Here is a 17,096-nt window from a genome sequence, read left to right as displayed (position 1 = left end):
ATAAAAGGCTGAACAAGAGGTTTTATTGGCAATTTATTCTGCGGCAAATAACTGCGGGTTTGCGTCGGCACTAACACTGAGAGACCTGTATGAATTTTCTTTGAATTCAAGTAGTGGTTGAAGTGCATTTTGTGGTGCTTTGCCTTCCATTGCCTTCATCATTTCACCAACCATAGGTATTGAATTAGCCGCTTGAGCAGACTCATTTGTAAGCTCTGAAAGTAATTTATCCACCATAATGTCTGATGCCGCGAAAATTAACCAATGCGCTCTGACTAAAGCCTCATATTGGAGCCTTAGTAGACCTAATGCTGATGTAAAGGCATTAGCATGCATTAGAATTTTAATACTCAGAGCATGCTCCATAACAACTGCGCAGAGAACACGAGCACCTTCAGTTCGTTTTGACTTTTGTGCTTCAGGATGTGCTAGCAGTCCATTAACAAAGTTTTCGAACTCAGCAGAGCGAGAGAGAAGCTGATCCATGCTTAACCTAATTATTCATATATGATTAGTTCAAGTTTACTAAATATTAATTACAGGAGCTACGAGTATTGTTAGGCGATAGCTATATCATAACCACATCTTTCAAAATTTATAGCACGTAGATAGCTTAGTGAGATAAATAGAAAAGCTCTCAAAGTAAAAAAGAGAGCTATTTTAAACTATGATTTAATAGCAACAACTTTTTCAGTTTTAGCTTCTTCAACTTTATGTGTATGAAGAATACCATCATGTGAATGCTTTTCTTGATTGTTAGTATCAGTTTTTGCAATCCCATTGTGGTAATGATAACCAGTACAAAGCCCTTTATCTATTGATGATTGACTACAGTTGTGACCACCATTTTTATCTGTTCGACCACTATGAGCAAATGATATGGGCACGGCCAATAAAAACAAAAGCGAAGCCAGAATTAATTTATTCATATTTTCTCTACTCAAGGTAAACAGCTAGCAAGAAATGCAGTTAAAACAAGAGTTAATAGCAAAAAACAAGATCCTTAACAATAGATAAATTGAATATTTATATGATCTGAGCCGCAAAACTATAAATAACTCATATAGAAATAACAATCACTCATTATTATCGTTAAAACTTAACCAAACTCTACCCTATTAGATATTTTAAACGCTATGGTTACTAATTTCATCGTATCTCAAGTAGCTTCATTGAAGGTTATTTATATTCCATAAGATTTATTGTTAATGTTTAGTATTCTAATTATTCATGTACTACTTCTCGAAATCACCATTTTCGAATTGAAACAAAACATTTAAAAGTTCATCTAGAGCTTTAACATCAAAGTTTTTATATTCATTTTCTTGCCAGTTATGGTGCGACGCCATCAGCCTTAATTTAGCATTATTATATTGTACCCTCTGCGCATCTCTGCCACTTTTATCTAAAGGATTAAAATAAAAATTTGCACTAAACACTTTAACTTTGATCATTGCCCCTGAAATACTTTGAGTATAAAGATCGAATGATACATCAGTAATATTATCCACTTTCATTTCTGAGAATAACTGTTCTATTTCTTCTGAAGCAATAGTATTTTTCAGAATATTAGTGCTAGTAGCCCATTCTTTTTGAGATAAATATTCTATAAAGCTTCTCAATTGAGTGATTGCACCTTTCTTTTGATAATAAATCAATATTCCTGCATTTTTATCTTGTTTTACATAGCGAGTAAGTAACTGAAGAAAGCCTTCAAAAATATGTAAATTTGATGTACCTCTTTTCGCTTCTGCAATCCATTCATATTCTTCCGATTTTACGGTTAAATCGACAGCGCCATTTTTTTTTGTTTGCTCACTTGCATCATAACCAAGGCAAATTAAATTACCTGATAATTCACTTGTAATGTCATCTTCTCTTGCCGAATAATGTTTCTCTGAAGATTTTTCCATTCTTAATAAGCAATCAAATATGTCCTCTTCCAATAACAATACAAACTCATCATTTGACTGTGGATATTTCCTCTGATGGCATTTCACCAGACGTTTATGATCTTTTGGGCTTAAGTTAGGTATTTGTAATGTCAAAATTTATGCCAAGAGTTGATGATTGATACGACAATAAAAACTTAGTCTATCTAACTGAAATTTATCTATGACTTTACCGGTAAGTAATTCTCTTGGATTTGAACCATTTTCAATAGTATCAAAATAAGATTCTGCAGATATTTCAATATCACTATCATGAGTGAGATAAACGTATACAACATCTAAAACGGATGAGAAAAATTCAACAATGCTAAGTAAACTTTCAGTATCGTTTATCTTTGCGATTTGCATAATTTTGACAATCGGGAAGTATGTCTCACTTGGGGTGCTTTTTATGTGAGCTAATAAATGTCCATACGCTTCTACAATATTTTTGTCATGGCCGTATGCGACTAGCAAATCAAGGCGAGATTGCAGTCGATTTAATTCTATTTGTAATTTATTCGGATCTTTTGATGACATCGTTAACCAATCTATTTAATTGTAGAAGTGAACTTGGATGTTTTAGCTCAAAAGTGAAGCAATTTTTTAATTCCCAAGAATGTTTATGTGGGGTAATTGATACTTCAGTTTCACATCTATTTTCTTTTTCTAGTGGCCAACGTACACTTACCGCTCTGCACTTGTAAGTGTGTTTATCTTCAGTATTATCTTGAACTGACTGTGTTCTAGCACAATAGTTTCTATTTCTAAAATTAGAAAGAACGGCATCATTGCTATTTTCTGTAGTTGTCATTGTTGTCGAGGCTGCACGACCAGCATTAGCATCTAAATAATAAGAGTCTATAGCGTTGTAAAAACTTAGTTGATTTATATCCTTGAGATTTACCCCTAATGAGCCTGTTAGATTACGAAAGTTATCTAAGATATCTCGAAAACAATCATCTCTATCGTTCTTTTTTACTTGATTAGAAACTCTAACTTCTATCCTATTACTGTTGTTGGGGATGAATACAGTGTTAAAGGTTTGAGTTGTTGATTTTACAAGAGAGCTCAATTCAGGGTTATATTTTGTTACCACATTTACGAGAGAAAAAATAAAAGCTAAACCTGAGTCGAAAGTTTTAACTTTTGTTAACCCTACACCGGAAGCATTAGTGGATGAAGATGACAGTCTATCTGGATAAATTGAAGATAACTGCTGACTATACATATCGTTAGTCAATTTTTTAGGGAGCGCTTGTATGCTCTTGATGGCTTCTGGAGTAATAGAATATATCCTATATGAATGATCACAAGATACTATTAACTGATCAACTAATTCCACCAATCTATCTTCAGTAACCTCAGGCCTAATTGAACTAGGGTTAAGGATGTCCTCAGCAATTTGTTTACGTGTTTTAGCCCAATCATTTGAAATTCTGAAGCCATATTGCCTTGTAAGAAAGTTTAAGTAATGAAGTTCTTCAGTTTTTTCTAAGCCGAGTAAAGTCCGCTCTAATTTACTAAGTGTCTTAGTAACGGGGAAATCCTTTTCTGGTAAATTCATATAAATTACTTCTATTTTAGTCAATACCTGATTCTAAGTATATTTAAACCTATACTCAAGTAAATTTTGAGAGAGTTTAGCTCACTTGAACGTACAGTTATTGACAGTACTCCAAGTTAGAGCGATTAGGCTCAATTTTACCATTAGCCTGTGAATAGCTTAACGTCCACTCATGTACTCTAGTGACGATTTCAACACCTAAAGCGACAATGCCTTTTAACTGCACTATAAGCTCATCACCATAACGATTCGTTTCAAACTGTCTCTCATCAGTCTGTATGTCGTAATTTTCAGTAATTCCCGTGTTTTCTGCAGCATTGACTCCAGAATCACATTCTTGGATTATTTCAGGATTTCCTGGAACTGATTGTTGGCTGAATCCCGCGCGACTAGTAGCATTTGCGGCATTGGTTTCAGCATTTGGTTCAGTAATAGTTGAGTGACTAGATGCAGGCTGATAGCCTGCATCCTTAGTCTTTTCGTGGGAATTGCCAAATTTTTGATGACTTAATTGAATATCGCTTAGCTTTTTATATTGGTAAAGCAATCTAATGACTTGATCATCACGCTTACAAAATACGCCGCCCATCAGCTCTGTGTAACGACTCCAATCTGAGTCATCTGCGGCTTGCCTAATTTGTTCTACCCATTCTAGGCTTTCGTCAGTGATTTTACTTAGCCGCCTTAGCTCTCTCCAAGGTGTAACGCCTACTCCACCAATTTGTTGAAACTGGCGAATGCCCCAACAAGAAGCCCATACTCGAATACGTGTGGCTGCGGTCACTGATTCAGTTCCATAAAGGTCATTATCAATTCCCTCACCATCGATTCCCTTGGCTACATATTTAGCAATATATCCCGTTGCAGAGCCTTTCTTCGGGTCAATATATTCAACCTTAAAACGACGCTCTTTTGCACCTTGCTCATCACCATCTTCTTGTAAGCAATATTCTTGGAATGTTTTCACTAACGCTTCTTGCTGCTCGGTCTGAACAAATAACAACAAATGCCAATGCGGTGTGCCGTCATGGTGTGGTTCGGCCACTCTAAAACCAAACGGAGTAATTTTGTCACGGTTAAGTGATGCTCTAATACGCTGAAAAGTTCGGTTTAGGTAATCTTGACCATCTAAAGGTGTTTCGCCTTGCCACTTAGGGTTTTCGGCACCAGATTTAGCAAAGCAACGGTGATATTTAGACGGTGTGGTCATTGTCAGAAATACAGCAGCGTAGCCCATTTTTGTCGAGTAATCTTCAAAACCACGAATACGAACCATCAATTCAGCTTTACGGATTTTGGGATTAGACACATTAAGGTCTGATAATTCGGCAAGGCTAACACTGAAATCAAGCTCATTCGTCGCTAAGGTATTTTCCAGTAATTCACGATTACTTTGCCATTGAGACTTATAATTTTCGACGGTTATGTTACTGGCATAAATACCACGATGACGACTCACTTGGTTTAACAGCCGTGAAATAGTTTCGATTTGCCTATTGTGAAGTCGTCTTAGTTTTGGTTTCCACCATGACTCATCACAAGCACGTTTGATCACACCCATGACTTTTGAATACTCTTCATTGGTCAGGCAATCATGCTCAAGGTTATTTAACGCGGTATCCGTTAACGGGTGCGGCTTTATTTGATAGCAAGTAACATAACGCAATATTGCAGAGTAAGTTTTGAACAAACTTTGTGAATTAACCCGTGATGCTATTTTTGCACATTGCCGAGCATGGTGTTTAGACATTGCCTTAAAATCACGATCATCAACACTAACACAACTCATTCGGTTACTGCTGTGGCCTAATACTTTGCTAATTGCAGTAGTTGTCCTCAATAGGTACAAATTTGCTTCTATGTGATTAGAAAAACGTTCGTAACGATGCATAAGTGCATTTTTATGAATTTGTGGTAAGCCATATAATCGCCTAACAATAAATTGTGCATTATCCAGCTCTACTCTAGTCATTAGATTGACCTCTACGCAGCTTTAACCACTCAACCCCACGTTGACTTATAGAGCAACATTGCCATTTTAGGCCAGCAATATAACGGGTTCTTTCAATTAAAAAGCCATTAGCCTTTAACTTAAACAATGTTCGTTTTTGAAAATGTCCTGTATATGAGTCATAACCGACCATCTTTCCTAGGTCGGGACAAATCTCAATACAGATTTCAATATGGTTATCTTGCGTTAACCACTCAATGAATATGACTTGTTCATCAGTAAAGGCGGCCATTATTTGCCACCTTCGTTTATAGTTGAAGTTTGCGTTACGTTAACGAGTTCAGGGGTCGTTAACGGGTACATGGCAGTATTTTCCTCATCGGTACTTGTTAACGGGTCGTCATCGTTAAAAACCTTGAACATACTGTTGGTTGCTTCAATCGTTGCACAGAGATAAGAAAGCTGTGCAACTATGATGAGGCTTGCAATACTGAAGCTAAAAAAATTACAGAGTATGCTCATAAATCCTCCCGTTAACGAAATTTTCAATATCGCTTTGACGGTACATCACACGACGACCAACTTTGATAAAGCTGAGAGGATAGCGGCCAGTACAGCGCCAGACGGATAAGGTTCCTATGGTGACTCCTAAAAAGTCAGAAACCTGAGAGGGGGTAAGTAGTGAATTCATGTTAACTCCGATTAGTTTGTGTTTGTCGGAGTGAACAATATGATCAGAAGGTTGGTGTGTATTCACGTTACAGGGTGTAAAAGTACCTCCACAGAGTGTGGAGGTGTAATTAAGTAGGTTTTATGAGGCTTTTAATTCATTTAAGTTGAAATGTGGATTAGAAAGATGAGTAAATTATCGGTTTTAGTTAGACACGGCTAATCGTGCCGTTTTCTCATATTTTCTAATCCACGTTTCGATGGTTCTTGGTGCTTGATAATCACTTGTAAAACGGTATCCGATAGATTCGCCGTACTCAGCAATACGAGAAACGGTTATTTGCGAGGCTTGATGTGGGTTTTTGAAGTCACCTTCAAGGTACAGCTTAATTGCGAAGGCTTTAACTTTGTCTGACTTTTCAAATCGCTTGTTTCTACCTGACTTACCAGCTGTTGAAGAGGCTTCAATATGGCCTATAGCTTTCAGAACTTTTTCCCTCATAGAAACCATTTTAGATTCTTGATGTGTTATCAGTTCTTTAATTAGATTATCTGCAAAAATATTGGCTTGGTCAGGTAAACCAGCTAGTTGACAAGCTAGAATACTTTTGAAAATACCAAAAAGATTTTCAGTTAACTCAGTTGGCAGTTTACCTAAGAGTTTTGATTTAATGGCTATAAAATTTGGAGTAATTAATTCATTAGCATTAGGGATAAAAATGTTAGCAATTTCTTTTAGTGAATTAGCATTAGTCACCATTTTTGCTTTTTCTGGTTGATTAACATCTCCCAATAAAATAAGAAAAAACTTAATTAAACTACTCCATAAATTACACCCAACTTTTTGGATAACATCTAAAACAGTTAACCCATTAGGGTCTTTAGCAAATGCCTTAATTATTTCATCTTCTGTTGCGTTTTTGGGTGCTATAGAGTCGTATGCCTTGACAGCATTTATAAAATCCATAAGAGAAGTGACTATTGTTTCAAGCTCTATAGGTAAACTGTCTTGTTCAAGATCTGCTGCAAAGTCGTTAGACGAAGAGCTTGTCAGCATCTCGACTAAAGAGTGTCTGTCTATTGGTAGGGGAAAAGATGGATTTTCTTGGCTCATTACAGACGACTTCTATTTAATCTATAAATAGGGAAATCTATTATAAATAGAGCGAAAAGTCTACAACTGAGGTTAACTGAGTGAAATGGACATTATTCGAAATGGTTATAACAAAAAGTGCTAAAAAAGCACATTCCTGTGGTGGCACAGGGGCGGCACAGGATTTTAGAAAATCTGTAACCTATTGAATTTAAAGCACAAATAGCTCTAATTGGTCTCCCCACAGGGACTCGAACCCCGATCGGCCGCTTAGGAGGCGGCTGCTCTATCCTGTTGAGCTATAGAGAGACTAAGTTATTATACGGAGTTTAGAGTCGAATTAAACCTTTTAAATTTAATTGCTTGATTAATAACCAACTAATTCTTAACCATCCCTTTTGTTCTGGTCTATTTATTCAGCATCTATTTGTTAACGAGCTATTTATTAACGAGCTATGTCTTAACTCTCTATTTATTAAAAGTCTCTTTGTTAAAAGTCACTTCTCTTAGACTTTAATGCTTATTGGCCTAATTCTTAATGGCAATGTCATTCAGTTGAATGTTATCTGCACTGTCTATGCCCTCAAGCATTGCCGTTGAACTGTCTTCGGTGACTTGTTCGATGACCACAGTGGCACGACTTTTAGTGGCGATGGCGCGCATGGAGTTAAATCTATCTGGGATATTTTTTTGCAGTACGATTTGGAATTTATCACCCATTTTAACGCCGTTTTTTCGACCTAAATTAATGATAATGCGGTCCCCTTGCCTGGCGACAATTTGGCCTAATAATGGCCGACAGTTTAATTGTTTATCCAGTGATATCACGCTTTGTTGAAAAATATCACTGATAGCCTGACCATAAGATGAACGCCAAAAACGTTGGTTAGCAGGTGATACCGTTTCTTGTCTTTCAAATTCCCAAGGTGCTGATGTTGCGAAAGATTCTGTCCATACCTTTTCACCACTGATGCCATGGTAAAGGGTTAATTTAAAAATAAATTGCCTTTGCGGATCATCATCGATCAACCCCATATAACTGCTTTGCACAGGCTCGGTGGAGATATCAATAATTTCGGGTTGCAGCACATATTGGCTGTCGGTGATTTCGCCTAACCAACTGGGTATGCGATAACCTTTAAAGTTAACCAACTGATTGGTGTTATCAATTTTTTCATCGGCATGTAATCGTACAAAACTGTATCGCGATTGCGCGTTGATAACCTTGCCTAATTGTTCGGTGATCCGTTGTTCAAAGTGTGCTAATTGCCCATAACGTAGCTGTTCGCGCTCTTGTAAATAGGATTGCGGCAACATAATGGCGGCTTTGAGGGATTGGCTTTTACATTGTCCATCGAATGCTTGTTCACTTAGATCAAGCTGTAAAACCACTGTAATCATGTGTTCACTGATCATTTCACTCATTAATTCAACGTTATTAGCCGATCCCATACGCTGAATTTGAAAGCTATCTTGAGTGAGTCGCCCTTGATTGATTTGTTGTTCGCTGGAAAAGTTAACCCCGGCTTTTAAACTGGCATAGTTTAATGCCTGACTGATGGCCTCTTCGCGAGCTTTATCAATATCGCCATTAACGATTTTAGCCTTACCGGTAACTTCCATTTGCTCTGCCAATACCGACGGAGAAACACACAAGGCACTCACCCATAGCATGGCTATTGCAGCAAGATGGCTGAAGCTTTTAGTTCGGTTAACAGGGCGGTGTCGGATCAACATACAATGTCCTAATGTCAAAAAATCGTCAATTTTGCACAATTGTGTAAATTAAGCTTACTCTATGTTTATTTAAAGCAAGAATTATGCCGATTACCTATATTGGTGGGTATTCTCGATGTTGTTCAATTACAGTAAAGCTTTTAGCGCATTTGCCGATATAAGGGTACAAATAATAAAGAGTAAACAATTGACCTTAGTTATCGATGACAAAGGCGATTAAATGACTCATTTATATTAAGACTTGCAGCATGATTTGTTAGAGGAATTATTATGATTAACAGGCTTTTTATCCCCACAGTCATGCTGGCGTCGTTGTCGTTAGCGGCATGCACCCAAACGCCTAATGCTGCCAGTAACCTTGCCTTTAGTAACAATGGTAGCTATATCAAAGTGGCCGATGAAGATGAGGTTTATCGGGATAAGCTCACTTATGATATTCAAGCCGCAGGATTATCACCTAAAGGCCAGGTGAATGTATGGGCAGAAAAACTCGTCAACGAATTAGTGTTACAAAATGACGTATTACGCCCTGATCAACCACTGTTAATTACCACGCCGGTAATGACCAGCGATTTAAATGTAACCAATGAGTTAGCATTACAGTTACAGCAAGGATTACTCACAGCGTTTCACGCTCATGAATTTAATTTAGTCGATTTAAACGTGGCGACTAATTTACGCGCAACCGAACAAGGCGAGTTTATGCTGAGCCGAAATTGGGAGCTATTGCGAACAGATTTGCCCGTGTCACACGTATTAGTGTCAACCATGACCCTAACACCTGAAGGGATTGTATTTAACGCCCGAGTGGTAAATATAACCAATAATAGGGTCCTTTCTGCGGTGCAGTCATTTGTGACGGCATCGAGCTTGTCAGGTTATTTGCAGCCTTCTGAAATAATCGAGTCGCGCGATGGTTTGCTGTATCGCCACCAAAAACGAGGCGACAGTCGTTACACCGTATTAGGAGATAAGCAATGAAATCTATAATGTTAGTTATGTTATTGCTGCTAACGGGCTGTATGAGCCATGGTAAAAATGTTCAGTTGGAAAACCAAGCGCCGGCTGCGTTTCCAACCTTAACCGCTATTGGGTATGCACCACTAGCAACGCAGCCCAGCAAGGAGCCATCACACCGTATTTTAATGGCGATGCAGGCATCAAAAATTGCCGCCTACCGCGAGTTAGCGGAACAAGTTTATGGCCAACAAGTATCTGCTAGCAGTAACGTTAGTGAGTGGTTATTAACTGATGACAAGGTTAAGTCCAGTGTTAGCGGCATTATCCGCGGCGCAAAGGTGGTAAAGACCTACCCTGCAGGTGAATTTTATGTCACTGAACTAGAACTGGATTTTAAACAAGTATGGCAATTGTACGCGCAACAAAATCGCCCTACACGCTTGAAAAATGTGACTTACTTTTAAGGTTCTGCTTCAAGCTTAAGATCCAAGATTTAGACTTTGGACTTTGGACTTTGGACTTTAGACTTTAGCCATAAGCATTAAGCGTTAAGCATTAAGCGTTATTAGTGATGATAGGTAACAGGTGATTAGTGATTGTTGATTAGAGGCTCGTGATTGTTGATTAGCACTTGATGATTGATGATGATTATTGACAGACATTAAGCCAAAAATCGTCTACGAAATAGTAATAAAAATGCCGCTGATATTCGATATCAGCGGCATTTTTTGTTTTTATGTTTGAGCCGACTTTGCGAGGTTTTTAACACCACAATGAAGATTTAATCTGTCTTTTAGCGAGTGTGGTTGGAATTAAAATTTAACCCCGAACACTAAGCCGAATGCCGCTTGATTCTCTATATCGTCAGTAAGATCAGGATTGCTTAATTCCATTTCACCACCAAAATAATAACCAGCATAAACATTAAGGCTGACATTGTTGGTAGCTTGCCATCCGGTGCGCAAAAATCCGACCCACTCAGTCACTTCGATAGTTTGATCATCATCGGCAATTAAAAAACGCTCGGTGCGACGTGAACTGCCAACACCAAAACTTAAGTCACGATTGTATTGATAACTTAACTCCAAACCTGCTGGGCCACTAAAACCGGCTTGGAACGGGTTAGCGAGTACCCACTTATCGCTTATCTGCCAGCGAACCGCTAAATAAGGAATGGTACGCACTTCTGAAATATCATTTAAATACGCAACCCCAAGGCCGAGCATATTGCCGGAGTCGAAACGATACATTCCCGATGCGACCACACCGTAACTTTGCGCATTTGACGCTGAGGCGGTGTCGGCATAAGCATATTGCAGTTTAGGCGCGACTAAAAACATCCAATGATTATCAGGACGATAAGATAATGATAAACCGCCACTGTACTGATTTATGCTCGACCAAGGTTGAGCACTGCTGCGTAGCGGGGTATTTTGGTTTATGCGCCAATCATAATCGAGGTTATCGTAGCCAAGGTTGGCACCGATAGACCACTGACGATTGAGTGGCATGCTTGCCGAAAAGCTGGTTTTCCATGCATCTCGCTGTAATTCATTTGGGTTGGTATTATCGGCCCCAACATTAGCGGTGGCGGTTGATGTACGAGCCACGGTGAATGAAAACGGTGAACGATCTGGTGCGGCAATCACTTGCTGGCTTAACAGCAGGCCAGATGCACACATTATTGATAATAATGATAATTTTAGTGATTTAGACCCGATTACCTTAACATCATCTAGCTTAGCGTTATAACGTGTCATATCAATCTGCTTCCCTTCAAATAATAAGATAAACTCAATATTACTTTGGCTTAGTTGCTGTACTGATACTGTGATCTGGCCAATTAAGTTCAATTTTGAGTTGAGTTTATTTTAAGCCGACTTTATGAGCCCGTAAAAACATGTCGGCTGTGTCGTGTAAGTACTGCTGTCTGGTGAGCAGTAGGTCGCCTATTTCTAGGCCTAACTCCAAGCGTAATTTTAATTCGCCAAATAACATCAAACACAATCTTACCGCGCTTTCATGGGGGTTTTCAAACAGATATACCCCATGCTCATTGACTTTTATTAAATAGTTTCTGATCAAGCCTAATATATGCTTTGGGCCCGCGTCATAAAATAGTTTAGACACTTCAGGATGCGTATCGGATTGAGCTACGCAGGTTTTAAATACAGTCATGGCTTCATTGCTGACAATCATCTCACCAAATTGCAGAGCAAACAGCAAAATAACTCGTTGAGGTTGGCTTGCATCAATTAAAGCATTGTTAGTGAGTTGATGCACAACACATTTAGACTCAATCGCGGAAACGAATAAATCATCTTTGCAACCAAAGTGAGAATACACGGTTTGCTTTGACACTCCGGCATGCTTTGCCACTTCATCCATGCTGGTATGAGGAAAACCCTGATGACAAAAAAGTGTAATGGCAGACTCGAGTATCTGAGCCCGCTTTTGCTCACTGCAGCTCAAATGAATCTGTCCGTCGTTATTAAGCGATATAAGATCTTTTGTCATGATTTTTCCGTAAGTTAGCCATTAAGCCATATCGTGTGTCTGCGTACTGCTCACTATTTAGTGTCATAGTAACCAAAAATAGACTGGACAGTCTAGTTTTATAAAATTAGACTACCGAATCTAGTTAACATTTAAATTACATCTTGCGGTTGTTGTTAATGCATTCACTTATTGATATTAACCTCTGCTCAGAAGACAAATCAACATTGACACAATCTGTTGCTTTTCAAGGAATAAACTTATGTACGCGTCAAAGACATTCACCCCATTTATTCGATACTGGGCGCTAGGTTTAAGCTTAATAGTGTTAAGCGGTTGTGGCTCTGAGGTAAAAGAACATTCGCAAACAATTGAGTATCAAACGGTATTGTCACAGACCTTAGTGCTAAATGACCATTATCAGCACATGCAAACCTATACTGGTACCATTCGCTCGGCAAATACCACCGGGATTGGTTTTGAGCTGGCGGGTAAGCTCAATAATATCCTGGTCGACAGCGGCGATACGGTGACAAAAGGCCAAACATTAGCGCAGCTTGATACCGATTTATTAACTGCAGAAAAACAACAGCTACAAGCCAGTTTATTACAAACCCAAGCGGATATAGATTTAGCCAAAAATACCTTAGTACGCACTCAAAAGTTGAAGCTACAAAACTATGTTTCTGAGCAGCAACTCGATGAAACCCAGCAACAAGTTATTAGCTTACAAGCCAACCAGAAACGTATAGAAGCAAGCTTAAGAGCCACTACGTTGAAACTTGAAAAATCAACATTACTTGCCCCGTTCAGTGGAAAAATCAGTCAACGTTTTCATAATGTCGGCGAAGTTATTGCATTAGGCAGTCCGGTTTTTACCTTAATCGGTAACAGTCAGCCGTTAGCTTATATTGGTGTGCCGATTGATATTGCTCAGCAATTAACCACCCAACAAATGGTGGATGTCCGTGTAGGCAAACAAACCTTTAGCGCTGAAATTGCGGGGATCAGTGCCGAAGTCAATACCATTAGCCGCACGGTTCAATTACGGATCCTTTTGCCTGATTCAGCCAGAGTGATCAATGGCGAAATAGCCTATCTCGCTTATCAACAAGATGTGCAACAACCCGGTTACTGGGTGCCCATGTCGGCATTAACTGATGGCGTGCGCGGCTTATGGAACGTATTTTTATTAGCCAAAGCAGAGCAAGATTACTATCTAATTGAACGCCGGGATGTAGATATTATCTATACCAATGAACAACAAGCGTATATTCAGGGCGCCATTCAAGCAACAGATATGATTGTGTCGCAAGGATTGCATAAATTGGTGGTAAGCCAAAAAGTCACCCTTGCTCAAACTGAGCACGAGGGGGCGTTATGATTAAAGCATTTTTAGAAAATGGCCGCCTAACAAGCTTATTTATTGCGTTATTAATTGTGGCTGGGTTAGGTGCTATTTCAAGCTTGCCACGCACCGAAGATCCGCATATAACCAATCGATTTTCATCGGTTATCACTCAGTACCCAGGGGCATCCGCTGAGCGCGTTGAGGCACTCGTCACCGAAGTAATCGAAAATCAATTACGCCGTTTAGAAGATTTAAAGCTCGTCCAGTCGACTTCTCGCCCAGGGATTTCGGTGATTCAATTAGAATTAAAAGACACTGTCACCGAGACCGATCCGGTGTGGTCTCGAGCACGCGATCTTATCGCCGACAGTAAATTCTTGCTGCCTGTAGAAGCACAAAATAGTGTGCTAGATGATCAACTCGGTTATGCCAACACTGCTATTTTAGGGCTTGTTTGGGCAGATAACAGCCCGGTAAGAGCCGATATTTTGAATCGTTACGCCAAAGAATTACAAAGCCGGTTAAGGCTGCTCAGCGGCACTGACTTTGTCAAACTGTATGGTGCACCTGAAGAAGAAATTTTAGTTGAGTTAGATGGCAATAAAATCAGTCAATTGCATCTTACTCCTGCCGCAATTGCGGCAATTTTAAATAATGCCGATAGCAAAATTTCAGCCGGTGAAATCAACAATAGTCAATTTAGAGCCTTAGTTGAGGTTTCTGGCGAATTAGACTCACAAAACCGTATCCGCCAAGTGCCATTAAAAGTAGACGATTACGGTCAAATTATTCGCTTAGGTGATGTGGCCAACATTACTCGCCAAGCTAAAACCCCCGCGTCGAGTATCGCGTTAATCGACAGCCGACAAGGCGTATTAGTGTCTGCGCGCATGTTGAATAATAATCGAGTCGATGTGTGGCAACAGCACGTGAGCAAGACCATAGATGCGTTTTCAACTAACTTGCCGGCTAATATTAAGGTGCAATGGTTATTTGACCAACAAAGCTATACCAGTGACCGATTAGGCGGCTTGGTGATTAACCTGTTACAGGGGTTTGTGATTATTTTAGCAGTATTGATGCTCACATTAGGACTTCGCAATGCGATGATTGTGGCTATATCACTGCCACTAACGGCACTCTTTACCCTCACCTGTATGAAATATACCGGACTGCCTATTCACCAAATGTCGGTGACCGGTTTGGTGGTTGCGCTGGGCATTATGGTCGATAATGCGATTGTGATTGTTGATGCGATAGCCCAACGTCGTCAACAAGGTATGAGTAAACTTGAAGCTGTGTCTAAAACGCTACACCATTTATGGTTACCCTTGGCGGGTTCGACCATTACCACCATGCTAGCCTTTGCACCTATTGTATTAATGCCAGGGGCTGCGGGTGAGTTTGTGGGTGGTATTGCGATCTCAGTGATGTTTGCGTTGCTGGGTTCATACATTATTTCTCATACCATTATTGCAGGACTTGCGGGTCGATTCAGTCGCAGTGAAAAACCAACGGCTTGGTATCAGCAAGGCATGGCGTTTCCGCGGATAAGCCGTGCGTATATCGCCAGTTTACAGTTTGCGTTAACTCGGCCAATACTGACCGCCATCGTTATTGGTATATTGCCTATGGCAGGCTTTTTTGCCGCAGGGAAAATGACTGAACAATTTTTCCCACCCTCTGATCGCGATATGTTTCAAATAGAAGTCTATTTGGCGCCTCATGTCAGTATCGAGAACACCCTCGAACAGGTCAAACAGATTGATCATAAACTGCAACAAATTGAAGAAATTATAGAGGCCACTTGGGTTGTTGGCGGCAATACACCCTCTTTTTATTACAACTTAACTCAGCGGCAACAAGGGGCAACCAATTACGCCCAAGCAATGATTAAAGTGACCGATTTTGCCGCGGCAAATCGATTGATTTTACAATTGCAAAAAGAGTTAGATGCGCAATTTCCACAAGCACAAATATTAGTCCTTAAACTTGAACAAGGCCCGCCCTTTAACGCCCCTGTTGAACTGCGTATTTACGGCCCTAATCTTGATACCCTGAAAATATTGGGTGAAGAAGTGCGCGGGATCTTCGCCGCGACCCCCGATGTCATTCACACCCGGGCAACGCTCAGTTCAGGTGCGCCAAAAGTGTGGTTACAGGTCAATGAAGACGCCAGCTTAATGAGCGGGTTAAGCCTGACCGATATTGCCAATCAAATTCAAATGGCGACCACAGGTATTATTGGTGGCAGTATTTTAGAACAAACGGAATCGCTGCCAATTCGCGTTCGTTTAGGTGATAACAGCCGTGAACAAGCGACTCGCTTAGCTGAAATAAATCTGGTTTCCCCTTCGGGCTCAGGTATACCGTTATCCGCTTTATCTTATAACGAAATCAATGTTAGTCGGGGGGCAATACCGCGCAGAAACGGCGAACGAGTCAATACCATCGAGGCTTATATCACCAGTGGTGTATTGCCAGCTCAGGTATTAACCGACGTCAAAGATGCTATCGATAAGTTAACCATTCCGACGGGATATCATATTGAAATAGGTGGTGAAAGCGCCAAACGTAATGAAGCTGTGGGTAATTTATTATCCAACATTGTGGTGGTGGTGACCTTGTTACTCACCACTGTCGTGTTGTCATTTAACTCGTTTAGATTAACGGCAATCATTCTACTGAGTGCATTTCAATCGGCCGGTTTAGGTTTACTGTCGGTGTATATCTTTGGTTATCCGTTTGGTTTTACCGTGATAATCGGGTTACTAGGGGTAATGGGCTTAGCCATTAATGCGGCGATTGTTATTTTGGCTGAACTGGAAGATGTTCCTCAAGCCCGAAATGGACATATACCGTTAATCATAAGTACCGTGAGCACTTGTGGGCGTCATATTGGCTCCACGACCATCACCACCATAGGCGGTTTTTTACCGTTAATCATTGCCGGTGGTGGATTTTGGCCACCGTTTGCCATTGCGATTGCCGGCGGCACATTATTGGCCACCATGCTGTCACTGATTTGGGTACCGGTAATGTATACCTTATTAATGAAGCCCAAAAAACAGTATATATTTCAAGACCAAAATCGTGTAACGGAATAAGTTTATTTGTGAACTACCCCGCGACTTTCGCTTCGCTCTGATCACGGGGGTTTCTCGACGAATTCGATAAAATATTAATATCTATCCGTGTCACACTTTATGCTAAATACCCGATAATCAGTACACTTTCAATGTAGATTACGTTGCAGGGATCATATCTATACTCAAGTGAATTCAAACTGCAGGTTTTAATTTCTGAAAGTTATCATTAATTGTATCACCGAGCGTGTCAGC

General features: G+C 39.9%; 17 protein-coding genes and 1 tRNA gene. 4 read left to right on the top strand and 14 right to left on the bottom strand.

Annotation, left to right across the window (positions count from 1 at the left end; genetic code table 11):
• Positions 1 to 33: 33 nt before the first annotated feature.
• The 12 genes from AAEZ02_RS20175 to AAEZ02_RS20120 all read right to left on the bottom strand — a co-directional run bounded on the left by AAEZ02_RS20175 (position 34) and on the right by AAEZ02_RS20120 (position 8,948).
• The gene (locus AAEZ02_RS20175; RefSeq protein ID WP_351124742.1) at positions 34 to 486 is read right to left on the bottom strand and encodes a DUF6988 family protein; all 453 of its coding nucleotides are present in this window, start codon (positions 484 to 486) and stop codon (positions 34 to 36) included.
• A 179-nt stretch (positions 487 to 665) separates the two neighbouring features.
• A complete protein-coding gene (locus AAEZ02_RS20170; RefSeq protein WP_351124739.1) occupies positions 666 to 929 on the bottom strand; it encodes a YHYH domain-containing protein in 264 nt (87 codons plus the stop codon).
• Positions 930 to 1,235: 306 nt separating this feature from the next.
• Positions 1,236 to 2,048 carry a hypothetical protein gene (locus AAEZ02_RS20165; RefSeq protein ID WP_351124736.1) on the bottom strand — a complete coding sequence of 271 codons (813 nt, stop codon included), beginning with the start codon at positions 2,046 to 2,048 and terminating at the stop codon, positions 1,236 to 1,238.
• Between the two features lie 3 nt (positions 2,049 to 2,051).
• Positions 2,052 to 2,471 (bottom strand): hypothetical protein, encoded by a 420-nt coding sequence (locus AAEZ02_RS20160; RefSeq protein ID WP_351124733.1) that lies wholly within the window; start codon positions 2,469 to 2,471, stop codon positions 2,052 to 2,054.
• Positions 2,449 to 3,498, bottom strand: coding sequence for a hypothetical protein (locus tag AAEZ02_RS20155; RefSeq protein WP_351124730.1), 1,050 nt, complete (start codon positions 3,496 to 3,498; stop codon positions 2,449 to 2,451). Before AAEZ02_RS20155 ends, AAEZ02_RS20160 begins: the two co-directional genes overlap by 23 nt.
• 97 nt (positions 3,499 to 3,595) lie before the next feature.
• A complete protein-coding gene (locus tag AAEZ02_RS20150; RefSeq protein ID WP_351124727.1) occupies positions 3,596 to 5,470 on the bottom strand; it encodes a replication endonuclease in 1,875 nt (624 codons plus the stop codon).
• Positions 5,463 to 5,741 carry a hypothetical protein gene (locus AAEZ02_RS20145; RefSeq protein ID WP_124011960.1) on the bottom strand — a complete coding sequence of 93 codons (279 nt, stop codon included), beginning with the start codon at positions 5,739 to 5,741 and terminating at the stop codon, positions 5,463 to 5,465. The genes AAEZ02_RS20150 and AAEZ02_RS20145 overlap by 8 nt, the downstream gene beginning before the upstream one ends.
• Positions 5,741 to 5,971, bottom strand: a complete 231-nt coding sequence (locus AAEZ02_RS20140; protein WP_124011961.1) for a hypothetical protein — start codon at positions 5,969 to 5,971, stop codon at positions 5,741 to 5,743. Before AAEZ02_RS20140 ends, AAEZ02_RS20145 begins: the two co-directional genes overlap by 1 nt.
• Positions 5,955 to 6,140 (bottom strand): helix-turn-helix domain-containing protein, encoded by a 186-nt coding sequence (locus tag AAEZ02_RS20135; protein WP_124011962.1) that lies wholly within the window; start codon positions 6,138 to 6,140, stop codon positions 5,955 to 5,957. Before AAEZ02_RS20135 ends, AAEZ02_RS20140 begins: the two co-directional genes overlap by 17 nt.
• A gap of 183 nt (positions 6,141 to 6,323) precedes the next feature.
• Positions 6,324 to 7,232 (bottom strand): hypothetical protein, encoded by a 909-nt coding sequence (locus AAEZ02_RS20130; RefSeq protein WP_351124722.1) that lies wholly within the window; start codon positions 7,230 to 7,232, stop codon positions 6,324 to 6,326.
• Positions 7,233 to 7,444: 212 nt separating this feature from the next.
• Positions 7,445 to 7,520 (bottom strand) — tRNA-Arg (locus tag AAEZ02_RS20125).
• Between the two features lie 219 nt (positions 7,521 to 7,739).
• The gene (locus AAEZ02_RS20120) at positions 7,740 to 8,948 is read right to left on the bottom strand and encodes a flagellar assembly protein FlgT (protein WP_351124719.1); all 1,209 of its coding nucleotides are present in this window, start codon (positions 8,946 to 8,948) and stop codon (positions 7,740 to 7,742) included.
• Between the two features lie 270 nt (positions 8,949 to 9,218).
• Between AAEZ02_RS20120 and AAEZ02_RS20115 the strand changes: the two genes are divergently transcribed.
• The gene (locus tag AAEZ02_RS20115; RefSeq protein ID WP_335689121.1) at positions 9,219 to 9,929 is read left to right on the top strand and encodes a FlgO family outer membrane protein; all 711 of its coding nucleotides are present in this window, start codon (positions 9,219 to 9,221) and stop codon (positions 9,927 to 9,929) included.
• Positions 9,926 to 10,372, top strand: a complete 447-nt coding sequence (locus AAEZ02_RS20110) for an LPP20 family lipoprotein (RefSeq protein WP_351124716.1) — start codon at positions 9,926 to 9,928, stop codon at positions 10,370 to 10,372. Before AAEZ02_RS20115 ends, AAEZ02_RS20110 begins: the two co-directional genes overlap by 4 nt.
• Positions 10,373 to 10,720: 348 nt before the next feature.
• On the opposite strand, the gene AAEZ02_RS20105 is transcribed toward AAEZ02_RS20110, so the two are convergent.
• Together AAEZ02_RS20105 and AAEZ02_RS20100 are read right to left on the bottom strand one after the other, a co-directional pair.
• The gene (locus tag AAEZ02_RS20105) at positions 10,721 to 11,668 is read right to left on the bottom strand and encodes an autotransporter outer membrane beta-barrel domain-containing protein (RefSeq protein WP_502959549.1); all 948 of its coding nucleotides are present in this window, start codon (positions 11,666 to 11,668) and stop codon (positions 10,721 to 10,723) included.
• A gap of 106 nt (positions 11,669 to 11,774) precedes the next feature.
• Positions 11,775 to 12,425 carry a TetR/AcrR family transcriptional regulator gene (locus tag AAEZ02_RS20100; RefSeq protein ID WP_101032372.1) on the bottom strand — a complete coding sequence of 217 codons (651 nt, stop codon included), beginning with the start codon at positions 12,423 to 12,425 and terminating at the stop codon, positions 11,775 to 11,777.
• A 241-nt stretch (positions 12,426 to 12,666) separates the two neighbouring features.
• Between AAEZ02_RS20100 and AAEZ02_RS20095 the strand changes: the two genes are divergently transcribed.
• Positions 12,667 to 13,788, top strand: a complete 1,122-nt coding sequence (locus AAEZ02_RS20095) for an efflux RND transporter periplasmic adaptor subunit (RefSeq protein WP_101032373.1) — start codon at positions 12,667 to 12,669, stop codon at positions 13,786 to 13,788.
• Positions 13,785 to 16,862, top strand: coding sequence for an efflux RND transporter permease subunit (locus AAEZ02_RS20090; protein WP_351124713.1), 3,078 nt, complete (start codon positions 13,785 to 13,787; stop codon positions 16,860 to 16,862). Before AAEZ02_RS20095 ends, AAEZ02_RS20090 begins: the two co-directional genes overlap by 4 nt.
• Positions 16,863 to 17,096: the final 234 nt, after the last annotated feature.

Origin of the sequence: Shewanella sp. T24-MNA-CIBAN-0130 (assembly GCF_040310185.1) — a bacterium.
GTDB lineage: Bacteria > Pseudomonadota > Gammaproteobacteria > Enterobacterales > Shewanellaceae > Shewanella > Shewanella psychromarinicola.
Note: the sequence above shows the minus strand (reverse complement) of the source record. Positions and strands in the feature narration are given on the sequence as shown.